Here is a 22091-nt window from a genome sequence, read left to right on the forward strand (position 1 = left end):
AAAAGATATATGACAAACGTTAATAACAAACCAACTGTTGCCAGCAGCACCGTTACCCGCGACTTACGCGAGCTTGACGTGAAAACCGATAACATTTACGAGTCGTTGGTGATCATTGCTAAAAGGGCCAACCAGATATCTAACAATATCAAAGAAGAATTGACCCAAAAACTATCTGAGTTCGCATCAGCTAACGATAACCTGGAAGAGGTGTTTGAGAACCGCGAGCAGATAGAGATATCTAAACACTACGAGCGCATGCCAAAACCAACTTTGGTAGCTATACAAGAGTTTTTAGAGGATAAGGTTTACTACCGCAACCCTAATAAAGAGAAAGACGCTTAATATTTAAGCTGAAACGATACGCCGGGGCCGCCTTGTTTTGCAAGGCGGCTTTTGCTGTTTGTAGCTTTAACTATGGCTGTATCTGTTTGTCGTCTTTTTTGGCGATGGTCTCAAAAGATGCCTCATTATAGATCACATCCTTATCGGTGACGCCCTGCACCACTATTCTGAATTTGCCGGTGATATCGCTGGTGTAAAAGGTCAGTTCGGTCTCTTTATCTTTACTCAGCATTACGCTATGTTTCCAAAAAACGGTGGATAGATAGTCGGGCTCCAACGGGTTTAACACAGCATAATCGGCACCATAGTATTGCTTGGAATTATTGATGCCGGTAAAAACGGTCATACCCGGGGCAGATACGTTACCTACGCCGCAATGCACATATTTGATCAGACCGCCGCCGCCGGCCTCGCGCAGCGTTTCGCCAATTTTTGGTGGCCTGTTCTCCGGGTCTCCGGGGTGATTAAAGCAGTTAAGGATATTATAACGGCAAACATAATCGCCGCAATCGTTAGCGCCGCGCAGTTTATCGCTCTTTCCTTTTATATTCACCTGCCTAAGTTTGGTTGCATTTTTTAACGGGGTGAATACAAAAGTTTTAGTATCGCTCGTCACCGGCGGATCAAATGGCTCAGGTTCGATTCCTTTGGCAATGCCTAATTGCGCCAAATGATACTGGTCCGTTAGCATAACCGTATGGTCGGCCGATGCTTCTGTCGTTCGTATCCGCATCCTGTTGTCGGTCTTTTGAGCAAATACGTTACCGTTGGTCAGCGCAAAATCTCCGTTCTGATCCGTTGGGACCATGATCAGTATGCCCGAATCCTTGCGCAATAATAATCTCATCGCTCTCTTTACCGAGTCCTTACCCTTAAGTACGGTGCCATTGTAAGCAAACTCATCATACCGGCGGATAGTATCTTCGGGGACGGCCTTCATCATCTCGTGCCAGGCATATTTGCTCCAGCCACGAATGAGCAGCAGGTCATTCAAGTATTTTCGGTCGGGGGCGCGGCTGCCCATCAGATTTTCTTTAGCCGGGATATTCTCTATCTCGTTACGCAGGTAATAATATTGTTCGATGTTGTTATCCTTTTTCACTTCCAGCCGGTTATCCTGTACGCAAGCCACAGATACCAGCGCCGATGACGCTTTGGTCTTCAGCGGGTCTAACTTAAGTTTAACGGTCATTTTTTGCCGAAGGCCGGGTTGCCTATCGTCCACTTTAATGTTAATGTTAGAGCGGTGATCGTAATGCGCAAAAAACATATGTTCGGCGACCGGCTTTTGGTAACTGTCCAATACGGTCACCGTGGTAAGGCCCCGCGGCATATTACTAAGATCTATCTTCACACTTCGTCCGCGTTTGTCGGCATCAATATCTATCGCTGCAAATATTTCGCGGTAGTTATGCACCAGTAAGGTAAACTTGCCTTTAAAACTACTCCGCACAATAAGCCGGGCGGTATCATTAGCTACAGATTCGGCCATGTACATCACAACTCCGGCCGGTAACACCGTAGGTAAAGGGTAAACCACATCATCATGCTTAACCCTGATCAGTTTGGCCGTGTAGGTTGCGGCAGTAGTTGGGCTGATGTTGAACGTCCCCATCCCATAACTATCCGTTTGGATGGTATCGATCGGCTTACTGTTGGCATATAACACAGCCGACGCTTTAATGGGCGTACCGGCCGGAGTTTTAGCCTCCCAGGCAACCCGACTGATCAGTCCTGAAACTAAATTGCCGCCCTCGGGATAAAATTTCACACTGTTTATCTGCTTTTTCACCGGGATATCCAGGTGCACGGTCTTGGTTATCTTGTTGTGTTTTACCTGCACCTCTAAATTATGCTGCAGGTTATTGATCCTGTTTTTGGGGATAAGCAGCGTGTAACTGCCGAGTACATTAGTTTTAGCTTCGCCCATTACACGGGTACTTTTGTCTTTGTTCCGGCCTAAAATATAGCTCACGCTGGCCTTATCCAGCGGACCATCGGGGCCTTTGGCATTAATGAGTACGCGGGTATTCACCAGATCTTTAAAAAGCGTGTCCAACGTAATACTTACGGTAAAAGGTGGTTGCGTAGCAGTTTTAATAGTGATAGGCTGCACAAAACGTAAAGCCGGTTTGCCATTTACTTTAAGGTTGGTGATGGCTATAAAACTGTAATTGCCCGGGGTGATTGTGTCCGGAATGATAAGGTTACCATCTGCAAAACCGCGCATGGGATACTTGGCCTCTACGATCAGCTTTTGAGTGTTATCATTCACCAGGCCAACAGATATTACCTGATGTTTAAGCAGGTTGCTATCCGGGTTTAGCAGATAGGCCGCAAACCAGATGGTCTCGTTATTTACGTACACCGTTTTATCTAAATGGGCAAACAGCACTGACGATGGTTTTTGGTTATTGTAGACCTTGGCTTGTTGAAATATCGTATCAATGTACTTGCCCTGACCCTTAGCAACGGATACCAGTAGAAAGGACAAGGCGAAAGCTATACTAAACAGTCTGTGCATTAGTCAAGTAAAATTATTGTTGGGGTATTTGTTTCTTTTTAACATCAAAGGAAGTCTCACCATATACCAATCCCTGATCGGTAACGCCTTGCATCACCACTCTGAATTTGCCGGCAATATCGCTGGTGTAGAACATCACATCCGCCTCGCCTTTATCATTCAAAGCCACGGCATGTTTCCAAAATATGGTAGATTGATAGTCGGGCGGACCGTTTTTAGTTTCATTGTAATTAGTAACATAAAATTCCTTATGGGTGTAAATACCACTTACCTTTAGCATATTATCGGGAGCGGCCGATCCGTTTTTAAAGACCTTACAGCCGGTATAAACTATCCCACCTGCATAAGTGGCACCTTGTATTGGTTCGGTGTTACCCGGTTCATTATTATGCCTTGGACAATTCAATATATTAAATGGGCATACATAGTCGCCGCACTCATTCTGCCGGTGGATACCTTCACGTCCATACAAAGAATTATCAGTTGTTGACTTGATATTGACCTGTTTTAATTGCGTAGCCAAACCCGGTTCAACCGATACTAACGAGCGGTTATTCTCTGCAGCACCAGGCGTTTCAGGCTCGTCAAGGTCCAGTGTATCCGCCAATCGTTTAGATGTCCGGTCGTACGGGTCATCAAGTTTGATACGGTAAGGAACATCACGGGCAATACCATTAATAAAAAGAAAGATGTTCTTGTCAGGCTCGGTCAGCAGTTCGTTTTCAGACATTTTGAAATCACCCGCTGCATCGGTCGATATCATCCCGATCCTATCTTTCATCATTGATGTTAGGTTGATGGGCTTTTTCAATTTTTTTCCTGCGTAAGATACGCTACCCTTATAAGCCAGATTATTAAAATTCTTAATCGTATCGGTGGATGATACTTTGTTAAGATCGGTCCAGGTGTACCTGCTCCACCCTCTCACCAATAGCAGATCGTTCACATAACGGTTACGCACCTCGTCGTTACCAAAAACGCCATCTATAGGTGGTAAATTTTGCAGATCGCGTTGCAGGTAAAAATAGGTTTCGATGTTGTTAGGATTTTTAGCGCTTAGCCTATTATCCTGCACACAGGCTACAGACACAAAACCACTGGTTGGCTTTGCATCACCGGTATTGAATTTTAGTTTTACGTTTACCTGTTCGCGCATGCTGTACGATGTTTTGTCTGATGAGATATCCGATACCGGCCTATCGCTGTATCCGGCAAAGAACATCCGCTCGGCACATGGCCTGTCCAGGCTATCCAAAAGCGTAATGGTAGCCAGGCCGCGTGGCATAGCCGCCGTACTGATCTTCACGGTGCGGCCATATTTGGGCACTACAACTTGAAGGTCAGCAAACTCGCTACGGTAATTGTGCAGCAATAAACGGTAGGTGCGTTGTTCGTTACTTAGCAGACGTAGCACCAGTGTATCTTTAGGTAAAGCTTGGGCTACACTGACCACAGGTCCGTTCATCATTGGAGCTGGCAGGCGATAGCTGGTATCGATTGTTCCATTCTGCAAAATGGCTACCCTATACGCCGACCCGGCTTCGGGTTTAAGATAGAACACACCCATGCCATAGCTATTGGTCTCTAAGGTATCGACAAGCTTATTATCTTTAAATAGGACCCCACCAAGCTTCAGGAAATTTCCACCGGCATCCCTGGCCTCCCAGGCGATGCGATTTTGCATATTCAAGACCAAATTGCCCCCTTCCGGATAGAACTTCACAATGGGCTTTTCTTTCTTTACCGGGATGCTTAGTTTAATAAACTCGGTTTGTTTACCGTTCTTAACCTCTGCACGGAGGGTGTGGTTAGCTGAGGTCAGTAATTTCCTGTCGATGGTTAAGGTATGCCCCCCGGTAACATCAGTTTGCGCGTCGACAGCCAACACAGGCTTCTTACTACCGCCAACAGTATATTTTATTGGCGCACCGATCAGCAAGATCGACTTATCCGACCGCGCCTTCAACAGCGTTTTCACAGGGCCAACGGTGCTTGTGCTGTCCAATAATTTCAATGTTAAGCCTATAGAAGGCTGGTTAGTAGTTTTTAAAACTATCGGTTGCTCAAAAAGCACTTCGGGATCTTTGCCGTTCATCCGGTCGGTGTAGGCAACAAAAGTATAACCACCCGCCGCGCTCGAATCGGGGATAGACATATTGCCAAAGCTCAAGCCGCCATCCATCACAAAATTTTTCTGTGCCACTACTTTGCGGTCCGCCCCCCTGATCAAACTTACCGAAAGTGTGCGATGGGCTTTAGCCGCAATGCTGTCGGCATTTAACAGGTATCCGGTGAACCAAACCTCCTCGTTACTGGTATAAATGGTCTTATCAAAATGGAGGAATAAAACCGGCGCTGCATGTTTTTTGGCGTAAAGCGCCAATTTATCATTTAAAGTAGCGGGGGTTTGTGCCTGTGCCTCTGCTTCTGCAAAAAACAGCAGCGATATAACAATAGCATTAACCAAGTTCTTTGAAATATTCATATGATAGCTATTTTGCTATTTCCTTCTTTTTAACGTTAAATATCGCCTCGCTATACACCACATCCTTATCAGTAACACCCTGCACTACTATCCTAAATTTGCCTGTAATATCGCTGGTGTAAAAACTTAGTTCGGTATCACTATCTGTGCTTAGCATGATGTCGTGCTTCCAAAGCACGGTAGATAAAAAGTCATCATCTAAAGGATCGAGTTTTTTATAATCGGCGCCGTAATGTTCTTTACCGTTAAAAACACCTCTGAATATGAGCATGCCATCTGCTTCCATGTGCTCCTTATTTATCGCTATGCCGCAACGCTCGTAAGAAATCAGACCACCAGCACCCGGATCACGTATCAACTCGCCACCAACGGGCGGGCGATTATCCGACTCGAACGGATGGTTAGGACAATTAAGGATATTGAAGCGGCAAACGTAATCGCCGCAATCATTGGCACCATAGCTCTTTTTGGGGGCTCCCTTAATGACCACCGTCCTCAAATTAGTTGTTCTCTTCAGACCCGCAAAAACAAATTCCTCGGTATTCTTACTTACCGGCGGGTCAAAAAGACCGGGTTCGATGTTTTTGGCTATCTCTTTTTGAATGCCTATAAACGGATCTGTCAATTTGATCCTGTATAGGACCGTGTTATTATCTCCGGTTAGCCAGATACGATCATCCTTACGTTTGGCAAATATCTGCGAACCGGATAGTTTAAAGTCACCATTAATATCCGCCTTTAATTTGGATACGTAGGAAGAATCTTTAAACAGATTTACGCCAACCAATTTCTTATGAGATAGGTGATCCTGGTCAGGATCGGCTATGTTGCCGTAAAACAATACTTCGTCCAGTGTTTTAACAGTATCAGCGGCAACAGTGTTCAACATATCGGGCCAGTTGTATTTGGTCCAACCACGTATCAATAATAAATTGTTCAGGTAGCTTTTGTCGAGTGCTTGTCTCCCCATCACGTGCTCTTTTACCGGCAGGTCGCTAATATTCTTTTGCAGATAAAAATAGTTCTCTATGTTATTCTCTTTTTTTATCGCCAGCCTGTCGTCGTGCACCGCCGCTACAGATACCAGGGCTTTAGTAGCGTCAGTTTTGCCGGGATCAAGCCTTAGTTTTATCGTCATTAACTGCCGCAGACCCGGCTGCATATCGCTCACGCCGATCTTGACGGCGGATCGCTTATCATAATGTGCAAAAAACATCCGTTCAGCTGCCGGTCTAAATTTATCATCGAGCACTGTTATAGTATTAAGCCCCCTGGCCACATTAGGCAAACCCAATTTAATAGCGTTACCTACCTTATTTACGTTGAGCGTGACCGACGCGCCGATCTTGCTGTAGTTATGTATCATTAAAATATATTTCCCGGCGACAGCACTTTTAATGCCCAGTTTAAGTGTATCGTCCACTATCGCATTGGGCATATTAATAGTTACCCCCGATGCCATTGCGGGCGGCAGTTGATATACAGCATCATCATTTTTAATACGGATGAGTTTGGCGGTATAATGTTTGCCCGGCATAGGTGTTAAGCTGAAGATCCCCATGCCGTAACTGTCGGTCTCTATCGTATCTACCGCCCGCTTATCAGCATACAGTATAGCCGCAGCACGAATGGGCGTACCGGCAGGTGTCTTCACCTCCCAACCTATCCTACTTGTCAGGCCGGCTACTAACCTACCACCCTCGGGATAGAATTTCACATCGTTAACTTGTTTTTTAACAGGTATATCAAAATGAATGGTCTTTACCTTTCGGTCGGCTTTTACCTGTATCTCTAAATTATGCTGATCGTTGTTGATATAACTCTTTGGGATCAGTAAGGTATGGCTGCCTAACACGTTGGTTTTAGCCTCGGCCACAAACCGGGTCTTTTTGTCTTTGCCTAAGGTAAAATTCAATTTAGCGCCCTCCAGCAAACCGTTAGGGTCACGGGCGGTCAGGATCAAACGGGTGTTTAGAGGGTCTTTATAAAGCGTATCCAATGTTACGTTGATCGTAAATGGCGGTTGCACCGGCGTTTTAATGGTAACGGGTTGTATAAACCGCAAGGCCGGCTGTCCATTGACCTTTAGGTTGGTAAAGGCTACAAAACTATAATTACCTGGCGCAACGGTGTCCGGCACCAGTAAATTGCCATGGGCAAAGGCGCGCATGGGATATTTAGCCTCGACAACTAATTTCTGCGTGTTGTTATTTACCAGACCGACCGAAATAACCTGGTGTTTGAGCAGGTTACTATCAGGGACCAACAGGTAAGCCGCAAACCAGATGGTCTCGTTATTCACATAGATGGTTTTATCGATATGCGCGAACAATACCGACGAAGCATTCTTTTTAGAATACCATTTTATCTTTTGATCTACAGTATCTTTGTAGTTATCCTGTGCTTTGGCGGCCGAAATGGATACCAATAGCATGGCAAGCAAGTAAATAGTACGCAGAGACATGTTATTAAGGTTTATTGGTTATTAGGTTGAGATAAATTTAGCAAAAAAAAATTGGACGAAGAGGGTGTTCCAAAACACTTTTAACGCGGCATCTTAATTTTATGAAACCCGGGGCGAGATGCCGAGAAGTTTTTCAACATTCAAACTCAAATGCCGCTAACTATCAAAAGTTTCCCACAAAATGGTGAAATTTCATTAAGAATTTGTTGAAAAATTTAACCTCAACTACTTGCATTAATGAAAATAATGTATATTCGTACATGCAAACAATGAGCATCAACTTACCTGAAGGCCTAAAAGTATCTGAGCAAGATGTACTTACGGCTTTAGCCACCAGGCTATATGATACCGGTAAAGTGACCATTGAACAAGCCGCCGGGCTTGTAGGATGCACCACGTCGACCTTCATTGAAGAACTGACGGCCCAAAGTTTGCAGGAAAGCGCCACCGCTACCTATCTTTACTAACGGAATTTTCCGTCCATCGACAATTACATCATGAAGTTAAAATTAAGTTTAAGCATTGCCGTGCTTTGCCTTACCGCTAACGCATTTGCCCAAGACAAAAGCTTATCCACCGTAAACGCGGGAAAAGCTTGGGCGGCCATATATCAACAACGCTCGGCCGAGTATAAGGCCCTTTGTTTCCAAGCCTACAATATTGCCAAATTCCGTTTAGATGAAGCCATTAAACACAAAGGCAAAAAACCATTGGCCTTAGTGACAGATATTGACGAGACCCTTTTAGATAACAGTCCTGAGGGTGCCCGTGCCGCCTTAGCCAATCAGGATTTTAACACCAAAGATTGGAAAACCTGGACAGCCAAAGGTATTGCCGATACGGTGTCGGGCGCAGCAGCATTCTTTAAATACGCCGCTAAGAAAGGCGTAACGGTTTTCTATATCACCAACCGCGATCAGGACGAACGTGATGGCACGCTTAAAAATCTAAAGACATTCAACCTGCCCTTTGCCGATGATGCGCATTTGCTATTAAAGTCGGGCACGTCGAGCAAGGAAGCCCGTCGCCAAATGGTTCTGGCCAAATACAATATTGTGTTATTATGCGGCGATAACCTGCCGGATTTTGACCTGCTGTACGATAACAAGCCCACCGAAGAAGCCCGCATGGCGACCACCGAAAAACTGAAGGCCGAATTTGGCAAGAAGTTCATCGTGATACCAAATCCATCATATGGCGATTTTGAAGGTGCGCTATTCAAATTTAATTACAAGTTGACACCGGCGCAGAAGGACTCGGTGATCATGGCAAAATTGAAGGTCTCACAATAAGGCAGAGCTCTGTCATCTCAAAAAGAAAATTCGTAAACACGATACGGATATTTGTGTTGATATTTGAACGGAACAAATACAACCTATAGAGATGACAGTTATCGAAAATGAATACCTAAAGGCGTCCATAGACCATAAGGGCGCGCAACTAAGTTCGCTAATAGATAAGGCTACCGGCCGCGAGATCATGTGGCATGGCGATGCCTGGCCATCGCACGCACCCAACCTGTTCCCGGTGGTAGGTTCGGTGATCAACAGCCAGATCGTGGTGGATGGTAAAACGTATGATCTGCCGCCACGCCATGGCTTTGCCCGAGGTTCGGATTTTTCTATTAAAGAGACCAATGGTACTCACGCCAAGTTCTCGTTAAAATATAGCGAGGCGACGCTGAAGATGTATCCTTACAAATTCGACTTTCAGGTGATCTATGACCTGATCGATAACGCCCTGCGCATCACCTACAAGGTTTTGAATCTTGATGAGCGGACCATCTATTTTTCTGTCGGAGGCCACCCGGCGTTCAATGTTCCTTTTAACGAAGGTGAAAATTATGAGGATTACTATCTGGAGTTTGAGATCGAAGAACCTTTAGATACCCACCTGTTAGGTAGCGACGGCTTTTTTAACGGCCAGACCGAACCAGTGAAATTAGAAGGCCGCAACCTACCGCTGACCCGCGAGATGTTCGCTAAAGATGCTTTGGTATTCGTCCATCCGCAGTCGCGCCAGGTGGCGATCAGGAGTACCAAGCACAATGAAAGCCTTACTGTGCAGTTCCCGCACTTCCCGTACCTGGGTATCTGGGCAAAGCCGGGCGCCGATTTTGTCTGCATCGAGCCTTGGTTGGGCCATGCTGACGTAAGCGGAAAACCCGTTGAATTGAAGAACAAAGCAGGCATCCAAAAACTGGTACACGGCCATGTTTTTGACGCAAGTTATTACATCAGCATATAAAAAACCTTAGGGTTGAAAGCATTTGTGTGGTCCCTGCAATTTATGTAAGTTGCAGGGACCATTTTTCATATCCTAACAATGAGACGATCCTTATCACTCTTATGCATTGTGGTTTTTGCGACCACAGCGACCTTTGCACAAAAGATACAATACCAACCCACTTACGAACAAGCCTTAAGCAAGTCCGCGTCCGAAGATAAAATGGTATTGGTGGTGATATCGGCCATCATCCCAAAAGCCATGCTCGACTCGGCTAAGTTTAAAAGGAAAGTGTCCTATAAAAGTGGATTGGATGACAAGCAGGTTGCCCAATTTGTTAACCATAATTTTATTCCCTACCATATATTTTACAAGGACCCCGAGGCCGCCGTCTTTCAAAAAAAATATAGTTTGCTAAGCACCCCGGCTTACCTGTTCATTGATAAGCTGAACAATTTGGTTTACAAAGCCGACACCAATTCGTTATCGCCTGCGCGGTATCTTAATATGTTCCAAAAGGCAAAAGAAACATTGGCATCGGGGAAAACCATTAGCCAATACCAGGCTCAATACCTGGCAGGAAATAGAAAGCCAGAGTTTTTGAAAGACTATATAGAATTGAACCAGGGCATGGGCGTTTACGACAATGCTAAACTGGCCGACGACTATGCCGCCCAACTGCCGCCCTCCGCCTTTCAGGATTATAAGCAATTACTTTTTGTGATGAAAGCGGGACCGTACGCTTTTGGCAAGACCTATCAGTCGTTCAAAACCAACCGTAAATTAATGGACAGCTTATATAAATACGAGCCCGTTAACCTGCGCATCGCTATCAACGACCGTATTATTGACAACACGTATGCCGAAGCCATCAGGCGCGAAGATTTCCCTATGGCCAAACAGGCGATCGATTTTCTGCTCAATACCTGGCGCGGCAACCCAAGGCAGGGTATGGCTACGGGTTATGGCCGACTTTTGGAGTACGTAGATGCAGTGCATGACACCACAACCTATTACAAATTATCGACCTATTTACACGATGGTTTTTACATGGACATCAGTGCCGACTCTGCCAAGAGAAAGGATAACGCGATAAGGGAACGCATCAGAAAGGCGCCGGGGTTACAGGCTGCCGATGATGCCTTGATAGCCGGTGCAAAGTTGAAAGACGAGAACGGTAATACTATTGCCAACACCATATTGATACCCGGGATCAACAACAGTACGGCAAACACACTTAATAACGCGGCATGGCAGTTTTACAAAATGGGCACAAAAGATAAGGGTAACCTTTCTAAAGCCATAACTTGGGCTAAAAGAGCGATCGCGTTAGATCCCAACCGATATGCCTACTACGACACGTTGGCGCATTTGCTTTACCGTATGGGTTTATATGACGAGGCTAATTCCAGTCAGGAGAACGCGCTTAAGATCGCTAAGCTGGAGCAACAAGATAAAGAGACCATGGAGCGGGTAAGGGTGGAGTTGGGTAAGATCAAAGGTAGGAGTTTATAGTTTTTACCCCTACAACAAATCTCTCTCCGAACGTCATTGCGAGGAACGATGAGAGATAAACTAAGAAGGGGCGCAAAACTTGCGTCCCTTCTCTTTCTTAAAACAATCCTAACTGTCCCGAATCATCTATATCGATATCATCAGGATTGGTGATCTCAAAGTCGACCTTTTTTGCCGGTTTCGGTTCAGCCTGATCAACCGCCTCTGATACAGGGGCGGCCGTTGGCGGGGCATCGACTGAAGTTTTATCATCAGGTGTAACGGTGATCTCAGTATCCTCTATCGTATTTGGTTCGGGATCCGGCACATCGCTTTCGTCGTCATGTTCGGCAATCAGGGTTACGGTCTGTACCGTGTGGGCCGATAGGCGGTTACCCATGGCTTTCATGCCTTTCACATCGATCAGGTCCACAAGATTCAATTCAACCGTCTCCGGTGTCAGTGCTTTACCTTTTAGTTGCTCAACACTTACGATAGGTTGGGCCGCGCCTGATATCAGGATCAGTTTGGAACCACTCTCCTCGCTAATGACGCTGACCTGTTTACCGATAACGATGTTATCAAAGATAAAGCGCTTCACCATGTAATTTTTAGACTTACCCTCGTAATGCACCACAGTGTAAACCTTTTCGGGGTTATACTTCTCGATCAGGATCATCTTATCGTCAAAGTGGTTATTCAGGTCAAAGCTGGCCAGCTCGTACAAACCATTCCCTTCCATGATCAGGATCTTGTCCTCGCCATCAAATTCGCCAAGATATTTACCTCGGCCATCAACGTTAAGGCGTTTTAAGATGTCATCATACCAGATCTTGCGACCGGCCAGGGTAGATACACCTTTGCTCTTCAGCGTGATTTTTTTAACCGGGTACTTGGTCAGGATATTACCCATAGATCCACGGCCTTTGATGGCCAACTGGGCAAAGTCCTCGTCAAACTGCAGTTTCTTTAATTTTGAATGTGGCTTCAGTTGGATGTTCACCAACTCGGCCTCGCCGTTAGGGTTAGCCGTAAAGTAAAGCATCTTGCTGCCTTTGGTACCTTTGGTCAGATCGTAGTCCTTATCACGAGTAACGCCCACAACGTTAAAACGTTTTACGTAAGCTACGCCGCTCTCGCCGTCCTTGTAGATCATGTTGTAAACCGTGCGCTCGTCATTCTTTTTAAAGACGGCTACGTGTACGATATCCTTACCCACAAATACCTTCTCCTGCACCTTGGTGATCATGGCTTTACCATCACCGCGGAACACGATGATCTCGTCGATATCCGAGCAATCGCCTACAAACTCGTCTTTCTTTAAGCTGGTGCCAATGAAGCCGTCCTCGCGGTTAACGTATAATTTTACGTTAGCCAAAGCTACTTGTGCTGCCTCTACCTTATCAAAGGCCCGTAGTTCGGTCTTACGGCCACGGTCTTTACCGAATTTAACTTTTAGCTTTTCGAACCAGTCGATGGTATAGTCGGTCAGATGTTTCAGGTGGTGTTTAACCTGTTTGATCTCGTCGTTCAGGTTTTTGATCTGCTCATCTGTTTTCTTAAAGTCGAAACGGGTGATGCTGCTCATCGGCTTATCGATCAGCTTTTTATAATCCTCGGGCAATATCTCGCGATAGAACTGCGGGAAGAAAGGCGTGAACAATTTGGTCAGCGTCTCCACCACCAATTCAAACGTCGACGAACTTTCGTAATCAGGATGTTTATACATCCCTTCCTGAATAAATATTTTGAGCAAAGAACTAAAGAATATCCGCTCCATCAGCTCCGCCAGTTTTATCTCCAGCTCCCGCTTCAACAACTCCTTGGTGAACAAGGTGCTCTCATTAAGGATGTCATTCACACTCATAAAGTGTGGCTTGTCGCCTTTGATCACACAAGTGTTAGGCGATATCGAGACCTCGCAATCGGTAAAGGCGTATAACGCGTCGATGGTCACATCCGGCGATATACCCGGCGCCAGGTGTATCACTATCTCAACATCCTTGGCGGTATTATCTTCGATCTTTTTGATCTTGATCTTGCCTTTATCATTAGCCGCGATAACACTGTCGATCAATCCACCTGTTGTTGTACTGAAAGGTATCTCGGTAATAGCAAGCGTTCGTTTATCGCGTTCCAAAATTTTAGCCCGAACACGCACCTTGCCGCCCCGCTGCCCTTCGTTATATAACGATACATCGGCCATGCCTCCGGTCGGGAAATCGGGCACCAGATCGGCCCGGACACCTCGCAGGATGCCTATAGAGGCATCTATCAGCTCGATGAAGTTGTGCGGCATGATCTTGGTGGCCAATCCAACAGCAATGCCTTCCGCCCCCTGAGCTAACAGCAAAGGGAACTTTACCGGCAGGGTGATCGGCTCTTTGTTCCTACCATCATAACTGGCCTGCCAAATGGTAGTATCAGGATTAAAGACAACCTCCAAAGCAAACTTAGACAAACGCGCCTCGATGTAACGCGGCGCCGCTGCCGAGTCGCCGGTGATCGGGTCGCCCCAGTTACCCTGGCGGTCTATCAGCAGGTCCTTTTGACCTATCTGCACCATGGCGTCGCCAATAGAAGCATCCCCGTGCGGGTGATACTTCATGGTGTTACCGATAACGTTGGCCGCTTTATTAAAACGCCCGTCGTCCATCTCCTTCAACGAGTGCAGGATACGGCGCTGAACAGGTTTCAAGCCGTCGTTAATGTGCGGCACAGCACGGTCAAGGATCACGTATGATGCGTAATCCAAAAACCAGTTCTCGTACAACCCGTCGAGCGATATTACGTTTTTCAGTTTATTGTCTTCGTTATTTAAAAGCGCGTCGTCAGCGCCCAGATCTTCACTCATCGGCAGCTAAAAATTATGGATGGGTAAAGATAAAAATACTTGCCTTTTATAGGGGGACGAGTTTTGCACATCGGGAGTGCGGTGTGGGATCGTGCCTGATAAATGTAGAGCAGCATATTTGTGGCTTCCGCATGCAAAAATTCAAGATCTGCATTTTGGACCTTTGTAGTTTGAGACGCAAGTATAAGTCTCTACAGAAGGACCTGCTTTTAGATATCCGGAAAATGAACGACAGTGGTTCTTCGGTACCGGTAACCCTGCTCTCTGTCCAAGTTTTGCCCTTACGCTCCAGACCGGCCCTTCGCAAAAGCTTTCCCTCCGATCAGGTTTAGGTCTACCGGTCAGTGCTGCACCAAAAGACAGGTATTGACATATCCCGGTTTAAATATCTATCTTCAAATCATCAAACCCTGATCATCATGAAAAAAATTTATCTATTGGCCATTCCGGTATTATTAGCTACCGCATGTTCACAACCCGAAAAGGTCGCTGCACCGGCCATCAGCGCATCGCCCGAGTATCCTTACAAGATCGAGAAACCCGATCAGTGGCAAACCGATACCAGCCATGCCAATACCTTAACAGCCTTAAAGTTCTTGAAAGCTTTAGAAACTAACGACAACACCACCGCCAAAGCTTGCGTTGCCGACACCATGGTGTTCAATTACGATGGCGGGACCTTTAAAGGTGCGTTCGGTGACTGGATGGCTCAAATGGCAGAAGGCATGGGAGACATGAAAGATATTAAAATGAGCATAAAAGATTGGCAGGCTGTTACTGATAAGGACAGAAATGAACAATTTGTTACTGTTTGGTACACGCAATGCTGGAAAGACAGCAAAGGCAAAGCCGACTCGCTATCCTATACCGACCACATGCAATTTAAAGGGGGCCGAATAGCACAGATCGATGAGTTTTCGCGCCATTTTACCATGCCATCACATTAAGAAAGATCTTGCGTACGGATCTGCACACCCATATCCGTACGCTTATTTCCCGGGCATAATTGTTATGATCGATCCTTTTTCCTCATCGCCCTGATCATTTGCCCATAGTCCCATTTATTCAGCATCGCTTTAAACATATTTTCGATGCGGTTGGCTCGCGTTGGCGCTGTCTTAGCGCTGTTGATCCAGGTGATAAAATAGCGTTGGTGCCCTTGGGCCAAACTATCGTAATAGGCGCGGGCTTCGGGTTCGTATTCAAAACATTCTTCCAGTTCGTCGGGCAGTATTACGGCGGTATCGGTGTCCTCTTCTAATGTTACCTTTAGCATCGCTCCGGCCCGCTTATGGATGCCTTTGCGCATATCCGCATTAATAGCCATGATAAACTTCCCCTCTCCCATCGGCATCAGGGCTACAGCTTTGATCGGGAAAGCATCCAACATGCCTTTTACTCTGAACGACTTTTTGTTCCCCGGTTTTAATTCCTGAGCGATGTCTGCCGGGATCTCGATATAGGTCCACTCGGTCTTTTCGCCCTTATCCTCGAATTGCAGAATGATGATGTCGTAGCTGATCATAATGTTGAGAATGGAGCGAATTGATAATGAGGCACGTTAAAAAATATGCGAAAATGTTAAATGTTTGTTAAATATCGCAATTGAACCCGAAACGTTGTAACGTTTTGATAATTGCGAACATCTTATAGACAGTAACAGATCAATAATAACCTTTAAAAATACAACACCATGAAAACTTTAAAAACAATTGCTTTAGGCCTTGCCTTATTAACAACCGTATTTACCGCTAATGCTGCCGACAAACCGATTGAGCGCCTAACCAAACACTACGCCATCAATACTTACATCGATGCCATGAGCCGCGGCAGACTACAAGGCTTTAATGAGGTATTGGACCCGACCGCCACTTTTAGCATGTTACGCGGCACGCAAGTTTGCAGCTACAACAAAAAAGACATGCTGAAATTTATGAAAGACAACCAGAATGTGGAGCAAGCCTGTACCGTAAGCACATCAGAAGTTGAAAGCAACGACAACATTACCGTAGTGAAAGTTGATATGAAATTTAACGGCTTTATCCGCAGCAACTACGTAACGGTAGCCAACACCGGCGATGGCTGGAAGATCACCAACGTGCATAGCGTTTTTAAATAAGATAATTTCCCCGAGTTTTAGTTTTGTTTATCGAAGTAAAGGCCCCGAAATTCGGGGCCTTTCTGTTTTATTTTTTAATGTATGGCTCAAGCACCGCTTGCCACTGGTCATATCCGCCGGGTTGCAGGTGCAACATATCCGACCGGAAATACGTTGAGTCGGGCATTGCCTTTGCGTGGAACAAGGCCGTGTTGACATCTAAATACTCCACATCTTTTTGCTTTTTGATGTAGGCCCTGATACGCTCGTTCCCCAAGGTAACCTCGCCGTAAAATTTGGCACGGCTTGGGCTCATCTTCATAGACATAAAATAAACCTTGGCTTTAGGCACGTTGGTTTGGATCATGCCAAGCAGTTTCACAAAATTATCATACACCGATGCCGAGCTTGCCCCGCTGGCCAGATCGTTATCGCCAACGTAGATAAATATCTTTGACGGCTGGTACGGATATACAATAGACGGCATATAGTATTGCACCCATTGCGCTATAGTAGAGCCACCAACACCGCGCATAATGATATTCTTTTTAGGATACTTGGCCGGTAGGTCGGTCCACATGCGGATGGACGAACTGCCGATGAACAGGATGCCGCCCGACTTAGGCATGCTAACGCTATCCTTGGCTTTGTAGACTTTGATCTCGTTCTCGAAAGGGTAAGTTTCTTTCGGTTTAGCCGTTTGGGCAAAAGCATGCGTGCTGAATATCAGCGCGGCGACAAGTAAAAATTTGATCTTCATTTTGCAGGTTTACTGAGCGACAAGGCGCTCCTCAAAAAACATAAAGGGTAAAAAACTGGCGACGCCCGTGGTCACCCATACCGGTCCGTCGATGCAATATAGGATAATTTTTAGCGGGGCACCTTGCTTTTTTTCATATTCGGCCATCACCTGCAGGCAGGATCCGCAAGGGGTTACAGGCTTCAGGATATCAAAATTATCGGTATGTGCCGTTATAGCGATAGTTTGGATGGGATCATCCGGATGATTAGCACCCCAATTGAACAAGGCGGTCCGCTCGGCACAAAGCCCGGATGGATAAGCTGCGTTCTCCTGATTACTGCCACGGATCACCTTACCGCTCTCTAACAGCAAAGCCGCACCTACTTTAAATTTGGAATATGGTGAATGCGAATGCTCCATTGCTTTCACTGCTTCGCGACAGATAATTTGGTCGGCCGTATCAAGTTCAGCAAGGCTGTTGTATTCGGTGAACGCTATCTTTATTTCGTGCTTTATCATTATTTCGGCCCGGTTAAAAAAGCGGGGGAAACAAGATAGGGAAAATCGGGGAATAATGCAAGAAACTACTTCATTATGGTTTAAGTGCACTCAATGCACCTTCCATATCTGTTATCAAATACTCGGCATCCTCCAACCCCACATACATTCTGATCAATTGATGACGATAATTATTCGCGTCATAGTCATCAGCTGCTATGGTCGCTATTGCCGGAATGATCAAACTTTCGTGCCCGCCCCACGATACCGCCATCAGCATATGTTGCAAGGCATCGCAAAAAGCTTCTATCTTTTGTAACGACGAATTCTTCAATGTAAAGCTGAACAAGCCGCCGCAACCTTGCATTTGTTGATGGGCCAGTTCGGCTTGTTTAAAGCTGGGGAGGAATGGCCAGATCACCTGATCGACAGCCGCGTGTTGTTGCAACCTGGCGGTGATGATCTTTGTACTTTCAAAACTACGCTGTAATCTTAAAGATAAAGTGCGCAAACCACGAATGAGTAACCACGCCGATTGCGGTGCCATGCTGGCTCCTATGCCCATGTATTCCAACTCGAATATCTTACTTAACAAAGCCTTGCTGCCCGTAACTACGCCTGCAACTACATCCGAGTGCCCGCCGATATATTTGGTTGCTGATTGAGCCACCAGATCGATACCGAGTTTGATGGGCTGTTGATATAGCGGCGTGCAATAGCTATTATCTATCATAGTCAGGATACCGCGACTTTTTGCCAATTGGGCTATTGCAGCCAAGTCCTGCAACTCGTAGCTGAACGTATTGGGGCTTTCGAGATAGATCAGTTTGGTTTCCGGGCGAATGGCGGCTTCAAAATTCTTCAACTCTGTCCCATCGACAAAAGTGCAGGTGACACCAAATCGAGGTAGCAGTTTGGTGAATAGTTTGATGGTCCAACTGTAAGAGTTCTCTACACAAACAATATGATCGCCACTTTTAAGTAAGGCGATGATGGGTATGGCGATGGCTGCTACACCACTACCAAAAACCAAAGCGTCCTCGGCACCATCTAAAGCCGCTAACTTTTTGCGAAGGATATTAATAGTTGGGTTATTGCCGCGCGAGTAAAGGTTAGCCTCAAACTCGTTGCTCATGGCTTTGCGGAAGTCGGCTACGGAATTGAAACTGAAATTACTCGTTTGCACAATAGGTGGCGCGACAGCATTGAAATACTGCTCGCGATCTTCGCCCAATTGGTTGAGGATGTAGGAAAGGTCCATATTATTCATCACTTCGGCAACCTTCCCTTATTCATATAAACACTCGCGTAATAGATCACCAATCCCAGCGCAAACACTGCTAAACAAACCAAAGCCGCCCCCGGGTTAGCCCAAAAGATATTCAACGTAACGAACCAGTACGACAGGATAAAAACAATAGGCACAAGCGGGAACAACTTAATGGTATAGATATCGGTATTGTCCAGTTCTTTTGTCTTTTTGCGAAGGATGAATATCGCCACTGCCGCCAAGGACAGACCAATAGTATCAAAGAACATTACGTAGTCCAGCATCTTACGGAAACTGTCCGAAAAGAAAAGGATCACTAATATACTCGCCACAAAGAAGGTTACGCCAAATTCCTGTACCTGTGTTTTAGGATTAACCCTGCGGAATATCTCGGGCAGGGTGCCGTCCTCGCTCATGGCGTAGTAAACACGTGGATTGGCCATTACGTTAACGTTAATATAAGCCAGCACCGAAATGAACATTAGCACCGAGGCTATTTTAGAACCTACGCTACCGAAGATCACGCCCGCCATGGTAGATGCCAGTGTAGTGGTCTGTTGTAATCCACCTAAACCCAATACTTTATAGTAGGCAAAGTTGATAGCCAGGTAAAGAAAGATCACCGTACCGATGCCTAATCCGATAGCCTTGGGGATGTTCCGTTTCGGGTCGATGATGTCACCGCCAAAGTTGATGGTCTGTTGATAGCCGCCGTAAGTGAAAAATATCGGCACCAAACTTAAACCTAAGGCAGTAATGAGACTGCCTTGCGTAGGTATCGCTTTAGTGATAACCGTACTATCATCATGCATAAATACCGCCGAGAAGAGCAGGATCACCGCCAGCACTTTCAATATCGACAGCACATTTTGTGTACGTGCACTTACTTTGATACCAAAGAAAGCCAGCGCGTATAAGATCAGTACCGAAAGCACCGCCACTACTTTCACACCCGTCGGCCCCTGCCATTCGGGCGGAAGTGTTACCGGGTTAATATAGTTTGCACCGATGATAGCCACTACCGCTACCGAAGCCGCATTACTGATCACCAACACCCAATTGATCATGAATGCGAAGGCCGGGTGATAACAATAGGAGAACACCTTATAAAAACCGCCGGTATGCGGGTAACGCGCGCCGATCTCGGCAAAAGTGAGTGCACCGCAAAGGGTAACTATCCCCCCAAATATCCAGGCGCCGAAAAAAATATAGGTATCACCCGCGCGTACGGCCACCTCGCTGGGGTTTGCAAATATGCCCATGCCTATCACCAGGCTGATAACGATCATGGTCAGGTCGAACCGGTTAAGGCGGGGGATAATGCTCATGTATCTGTTTGCGTATTAATTTAATTACAATAAACTATTATTACAATTTTGCCGTAAAGATGTAACATTTAAATACATAAATTCGTAAACAAAGCGGCACTTATCAGCTAACTATGAAATATTGTCAAGGGCAAATTAAGCATTTATTGTTTATCGTGGCATTGTTGTTTTTCGGCAATGTAACCCTTGCGCAAACCGCTAAAACCAAAAGCGCTAAAGAATACCGGGCGTTCCCAAAAGGCTCGGGCAGCGATATAGCCGGTTTTGACTTACCCGAGGGATTTAAAGAAGTTACCAAGACCGATGATAATAAGTATGATTACGCTATAGCCATCCCCGAGGGCAGTTTCGAGATCCGTTTTAAAATAAACCCACATACCGAAGGCACGTCTGATTCGCTTTATATAGAGCGGGGCAAAACCTTGGCAAAGGAATTGGCCGGAGATAATATGTTTTACATTAAGGATATCCCGCCGACAAGTCTATCCGATTACAACGCCGATGCCGGTAAGGTTTATTTCATGAGCCTGCCCGACTCGCCGACCACTAACCATTACAAATACGCTCTGCTTACCGTCCTACAGAAGAACCGCAAAGGCATCATCATGGCCGTCTGCATTACCAATGATCGTGGTCCGGATATGTTTAAGAATATCTATAGGGCAAAAAGTTGCATTAAATTTAAGGACGAACAATAACGCTATCGCTTCACTTACAGCACTTTTTCAACAAAAAGTGCTGCTCTACCCAACGTTTTCTTTCCATGGTACGATGATGCAGTAAAAAACATCAATTAAACCATTTAAAAAGAACACGACCATGAAAAAGCTTATCTTTTCCGTTCTGGCACTTATCGCATTTTGCTTCATCATTCAAAGCTGCAACAAACTCAACGACCCGGCCATTAAAACCGTTGGCAACATTAAACTGAGCAACACCGAGGTAATGATCGGCCAGCCCGATACACTGTACATCACCAACGCCGCCGCTACTGATAGTATCGCCTGGGCGGTATTGCCAACCGGGTATAACACCATCGCCACCAAAGGCCAGGCAGCGGTGCTTACCTTTCGCAAAGCGGGTACTTATACCGTTACTGCAAAAGTGAACAACGGCGCGGTACAAACCGCTACCATTGTTGTAAACTCGCAGGTCTATGTGGCACCGGGCACAAGCGTACCAATGGAAATTATTAACGACGACATTACACTGAACCCTAAATTGTACAAAAGCGCAACATCCGACAGCACCTACATTTACATGATAGCCAATACTAAAAACAAGTATTGCCCTGCCGGCAGGCTTAACACCAATGCATCGGTAGATGCTAACGGTAATTACAGTTCTAACATCATCAACGTATTAATGTATGGCAATTGCCCTACCGGCACCGAGCAGTTATATGCCACCATCAAATTTAACCAGGGCCCGGCAGTGCTGGCTAACGGTACCTACACGATCGGCGTTAGGCTGAATGATGTTACCTACACCGGTACCGTGGTAGTTACTGCTGCCACTATCACTTTTAACTGGAACCATACCAGCGGTGTAATACTGAGCAACAAAGTGATCATCAGATAAAATTATCACCCTATATTAGCGGGGCGATGGCGTTGACCGTCGCCCGCTAATTTTTTTTCAAAATATTTACCAACCTACCCAACGTTTTAACCGTAGCGTACGAAGATGCTTCTGAATATACCTATGAGCACTTTTTATTAATGGACCTTAACCGGCAACGCACTCAGGAATTAGTAAACGGA

Annotated in this window: 18 protein-coding genes; 9 read left to right on the forward strand and 9 right to left on the reverse strand. The window is 45.8% G+C overall.

Going from position 1 to position 22091, the window contains the following annotated elements; translation table 11 throughout:
- Positions 1-9 precede the first annotated feature (9 nt).
- On the forward strand, positions 10-345 hold the full coding sequence (locus tag IRJ16_RS11910; RefSeq protein ID WP_194111804.1) for a DNA-directed RNA polymerase subunit omega: 336 nt from the start codon (positions 10-12) through the stop codon (positions 343-345).
- Positions 346-415: 70 nt separating this feature from the next.
- On the opposite strand, the gene IRJ16_RS11915 is transcribed toward IRJ16_RS11910, so the two are convergent.
- From IRJ16_RS11915 to IRJ16_RS11925, 3 genes are read right to left on the reverse strand one after another with little or no spacing between them, the layout of a single operon-like run.
- Entirely contained in the window at positions 416-2869 is a 2454-nt protein-coding gene (locus tag IRJ16_RS11915) for a hypothetical protein (protein ID WP_194111805.1), read from the reverse strand.
- 13 nt (positions 2870-2882) lie between these two features.
- Complete coding sequence (locus IRJ16_RS11920; protein WP_194111806.1) at positions 2883-5354, reverse strand: hypothetical protein; 2472 nt, start codon at positions 5352-5354, stop codon at positions 2883-2885.
- Between the two features lie 7 nt (positions 5355-5361).
- Positions 5362-7818 (reverse strand): hypothetical protein, encoded by a 2457-nt coding sequence (locus tag IRJ16_RS11925; protein ID WP_194111807.1) that lies wholly within the window; start codon positions 7816-7818, stop codon positions 5362-5364.
- A 269-nt stretch (positions 7819-8087) separates the two neighbouring features.
- On the opposite strand from IRJ16_RS11925, the gene IRJ16_RS11930 reads away from it, so the two are divergent.
- From IRJ16_RS11930 to IRJ16_RS11945, 4 genes are all read left to right on the forward strand, one after another.
- Positions 8088-8285: a UPF0175 family protein gene (locus tag IRJ16_RS11930; protein WP_194111808.1), complete on the forward strand. Its 198-nt coding sequence runs from the start codon at positions 8088-8090 to the stop codon at positions 8283-8285.
- A gap of 30 nt (positions 8286-8315) precedes the next feature.
- Positions 8316-9110, forward strand: coding sequence for a 5'-nucleotidase, lipoprotein e(P4) family (locus tag IRJ16_RS11935; protein WP_194111809.1), 795 nt, complete (start codon positions 8316-8318; stop codon positions 9108-9110).
- A gap of 91 nt (positions 9111-9201) precedes the next feature.
- Positions 9202-10065, forward strand: coding sequence for an aldose 1-epimerase family protein (locus IRJ16_RS11940; protein WP_194111810.1), 864 nt, complete (start codon positions 9202-9204; stop codon positions 10063-10065).
- Between the two features lie 78 nt (positions 10066-10143).
- Entirely contained in the window at positions 10144-11559 is a 1416-nt protein-coding gene (locus IRJ16_RS11945) for a thioredoxin family protein (protein ID WP_194111811.1), read from the forward strand.
- 97 nt (positions 11560-11656) lie between these two features.
- Here IRJ16_RS11945 and IRJ16_RS11950 read toward each other — a convergent pair whose 3' ends face one another.
- Complete coding sequence (locus IRJ16_RS11950) at positions 11657-14392, reverse strand: DNA gyrase/topoisomerase IV subunit A (RefSeq protein WP_194111812.1); 2736 nt, start codon at positions 14390-14392, stop codon at positions 11657-11659.
- Between the two features lie 419 nt (positions 14393-14811).
- Here IRJ16_RS11950 and IRJ16_RS11955 point away from each other — a divergent pair, with 419 nt between their 5' ends.
- Positions 14812-15339, forward strand: a complete 528-nt coding sequence (locus IRJ16_RS11955) for a nuclear transport factor 2 family protein (RefSeq protein WP_194111813.1) — start codon at positions 14812-14814, stop codon at positions 15337-15339.
- 62 nt (positions 15340-15401) lie between these two features.
- Here IRJ16_RS11955 and IRJ16_RS11960 read toward each other — a convergent pair whose 3' ends face one another.
- The gene (locus IRJ16_RS11960) at positions 15402-15917 is read right to left on the reverse strand and encodes a YdeI/OmpD-associated family protein (protein ID WP_194111814.1); all 516 of its coding nucleotides are present in this window, start codon (positions 15915-15917) and stop codon (positions 15402-15404) included.
- A gap of 168 nt (positions 15918-16085) precedes the next feature.
- Between IRJ16_RS11960 and IRJ16_RS11965 the strand changes: the two genes are divergently transcribed.
- The gene (locus IRJ16_RS11965; RefSeq protein WP_194111815.1) at positions 16086-16511 is read left to right on the forward strand and encodes a nuclear transport factor 2 family protein; all 426 of its coding nucleotides are present in this window, start codon (positions 16086-16088) and stop codon (positions 16509-16511) included.
- Between the two features lie 67 nt (positions 16512-16578).
- On the opposite strand, the gene IRJ16_RS11970 is transcribed toward IRJ16_RS11965, so the two are convergent.
- From IRJ16_RS11970 to IRJ16_RS11985, 4 genes are all read right to left on the reverse strand, one after another.
- Entirely contained in the window at positions 16579-17250 is a 672-nt protein-coding gene (locus IRJ16_RS11970) for a GDSL-type esterase/lipase family protein (protein WP_194111816.1), read from the reverse strand.
- Positions 17251-17259: 9 nt separating this feature from the next.
- Positions 17260-17751, reverse strand: a complete 492-nt coding sequence (locus IRJ16_RS11975; protein ID WP_194111817.1) for a cytidine deaminase — start codon at positions 17749-17751, stop codon at positions 17260-17262.
- 73 nt (positions 17752-17824) lie between these two features.
- Positions 17825-18991, reverse strand: coding sequence for a trans-sulfuration enzyme family protein (locus tag IRJ16_RS11980; protein WP_194111818.1), 1167 nt, complete (start codon positions 18989-18991; stop codon positions 17825-17827).
- 8 nt (positions 18992-18999) lie between these two features.
- The gene (locus IRJ16_RS11985) at positions 19000-20328 is read right to left on the reverse strand and encodes an APC family permease (protein ID WP_194111819.1); all 1329 of its coding nucleotides are present in this window, start codon (positions 20326-20328) and stop codon (positions 19000-19002) included.
- 155 nt (positions 20329-20483) lie between these two features.
- On the opposite strand from IRJ16_RS11985, the gene IRJ16_RS11990 reads away from it, so the two are divergent.
- Both IRJ16_RS11990 and IRJ16_RS11995 read left to right on the forward strand, forming a co-directional pair.
- Positions 20484-21026 carry a hypothetical protein gene (locus IRJ16_RS11990; RefSeq protein ID WP_194111820.1) on the forward strand — a complete coding sequence of 181 codons (543 nt, stop codon included), beginning with the start codon at positions 20484-20486 and terminating at the stop codon, positions 21024-21026.
- Between the two features lie 121 nt (positions 21027-21147).
- Complete coding sequence (locus IRJ16_RS11995; protein WP_194111821.1) at positions 21148-21909, forward strand: hypothetical protein; 762 nt, start codon at positions 21148-21150, stop codon at positions 21907-21909.
- Positions 21910-22091: the final 182 nt, after the last annotated feature.

Source organism: Mucilaginibacter myungsuensis, assembly GCF_015222005.1.
Classification (GTDB): Bacteria; Bacteroidota; Bacteroidia; order Sphingobacteriales; family Sphingobacteriaceae; genus Mucilaginibacter; species Mucilaginibacter myungsuensis.

What these genes read in the sequence shown, in the direction of transcription:
- IRJ16_RS11910 (WP_194111804.1), top strand. Translation starts at nt 10, where the DNA reads ATGACAAACGTTAATAACAAACCAACTGTTGCCAGCAGCACCGTTACC.
- IRJ16_RS11915 (WP_194111805.1), bottom strand. Translation starts at nt 2,869, where the DNA reads ATGCACAGACTGTTTAGTATAGCTTTCGCCTTGTCCTTTCTACTGGTA.
- IRJ16_RS11920 (WP_194111806.1), bottom strand. Translation starts at nt 5,354, where the DNA reads ATGAATATTTCAAAGAACTTGGTTAATGCTATTGTTATATCGCTGCTG.
- IRJ16_RS11925 (WP_194111807.1), bottom strand. Translation starts at nt 7,818, where the DNA reads ATGTCTCTGCGTACTATTTACTTGCTTGCCATGCTATTGGTATCCATT.
- IRJ16_RS11930 (WP_194111808.1), top strand. Translation starts at nt 8,088, where the DNA reads ATGAGCATCAACTTACCTGAAGGCCTAAAAGTATCTGAGCAAGATGTA.
- IRJ16_RS11935 (WP_194111809.1), top strand. Translation starts at nt 8,316, where the DNA reads ATGAAGTTAAAATTAAGTTTAAGCATTGCCGTGCTTTGCCTTACCGCT.
- IRJ16_RS11940 (WP_194111810.1), top strand. Translation starts at nt 9,202, where the DNA reads ATGACAGTTATCGAAAATGAATACCTAAAGGCGTCCATAGACCATAAG.
- IRJ16_RS11945 (WP_194111811.1), top strand. Translation starts at nt 10,144, where the DNA reads ATGAGACGATCCTTATCACTCTTATGCATTGTGGTTTTTGCGACCACA.
- IRJ16_RS11950 (WP_194111812.1), bottom strand. Translation starts at nt 14,392, where the DNA reads ATGAGTGAAGATCTGGGCGCTGACGACGCGCTTTTAAATAACGAAGAC.
- IRJ16_RS11955 (WP_194111813.1), top strand. Translation starts at nt 14,812, where the DNA reads ATGAAAAAAATTTATCTATTGGCCATTCCGGTATTATTAGCTACCGCA.
- IRJ16_RS11960 (WP_194111814.1), bottom strand. Translation starts at nt 15,917, where the DNA reads ATGATCAGCTACGACATCATCATTCTGCAATTCGAGGATAAGGGCGAA.
- IRJ16_RS11965 (WP_194111815.1), top strand. Translation starts at nt 16,086, where the DNA reads ATGAAAACTTTAAAAACAATTGCTTTAGGCCTTGCCTTATTAACAACC.
- IRJ16_RS11970 (WP_194111816.1), bottom strand. Translation starts at nt 17,250, where the DNA reads ATGAAGATCAAATTTTTACTTGTCGCCGCGCTGATATTCAGCACGCAT.
- IRJ16_RS11975 (WP_194111817.1), bottom strand. Translation starts at nt 17,751, where the DNA reads ATGATAAAGCACGAAATAAAGATAGCGTTCACCGAATACAACAGCCTT.
- IRJ16_RS11980 (WP_194111818.1), bottom strand. Translation starts at nt 18,991, where the DNA reads ATGGACCTTTCCTACATCCTCAACCAATTGGGCGAAGATCGCGAGCAG.
- IRJ16_RS11985 (WP_194111819.1), bottom strand. Translation starts at nt 20,328, where the DNA reads ATGAGCATTATCCCCCGCCTTAACCGGTTCGACCTGACCATGATCGTT.
- IRJ16_RS11995 (WP_194111821.1), top strand. Translation starts at nt 21,148, where the DNA reads ATGAAAAAGCTTATCTTTTCCGTTCTGGCACTTATCGCATTTTGCTTC.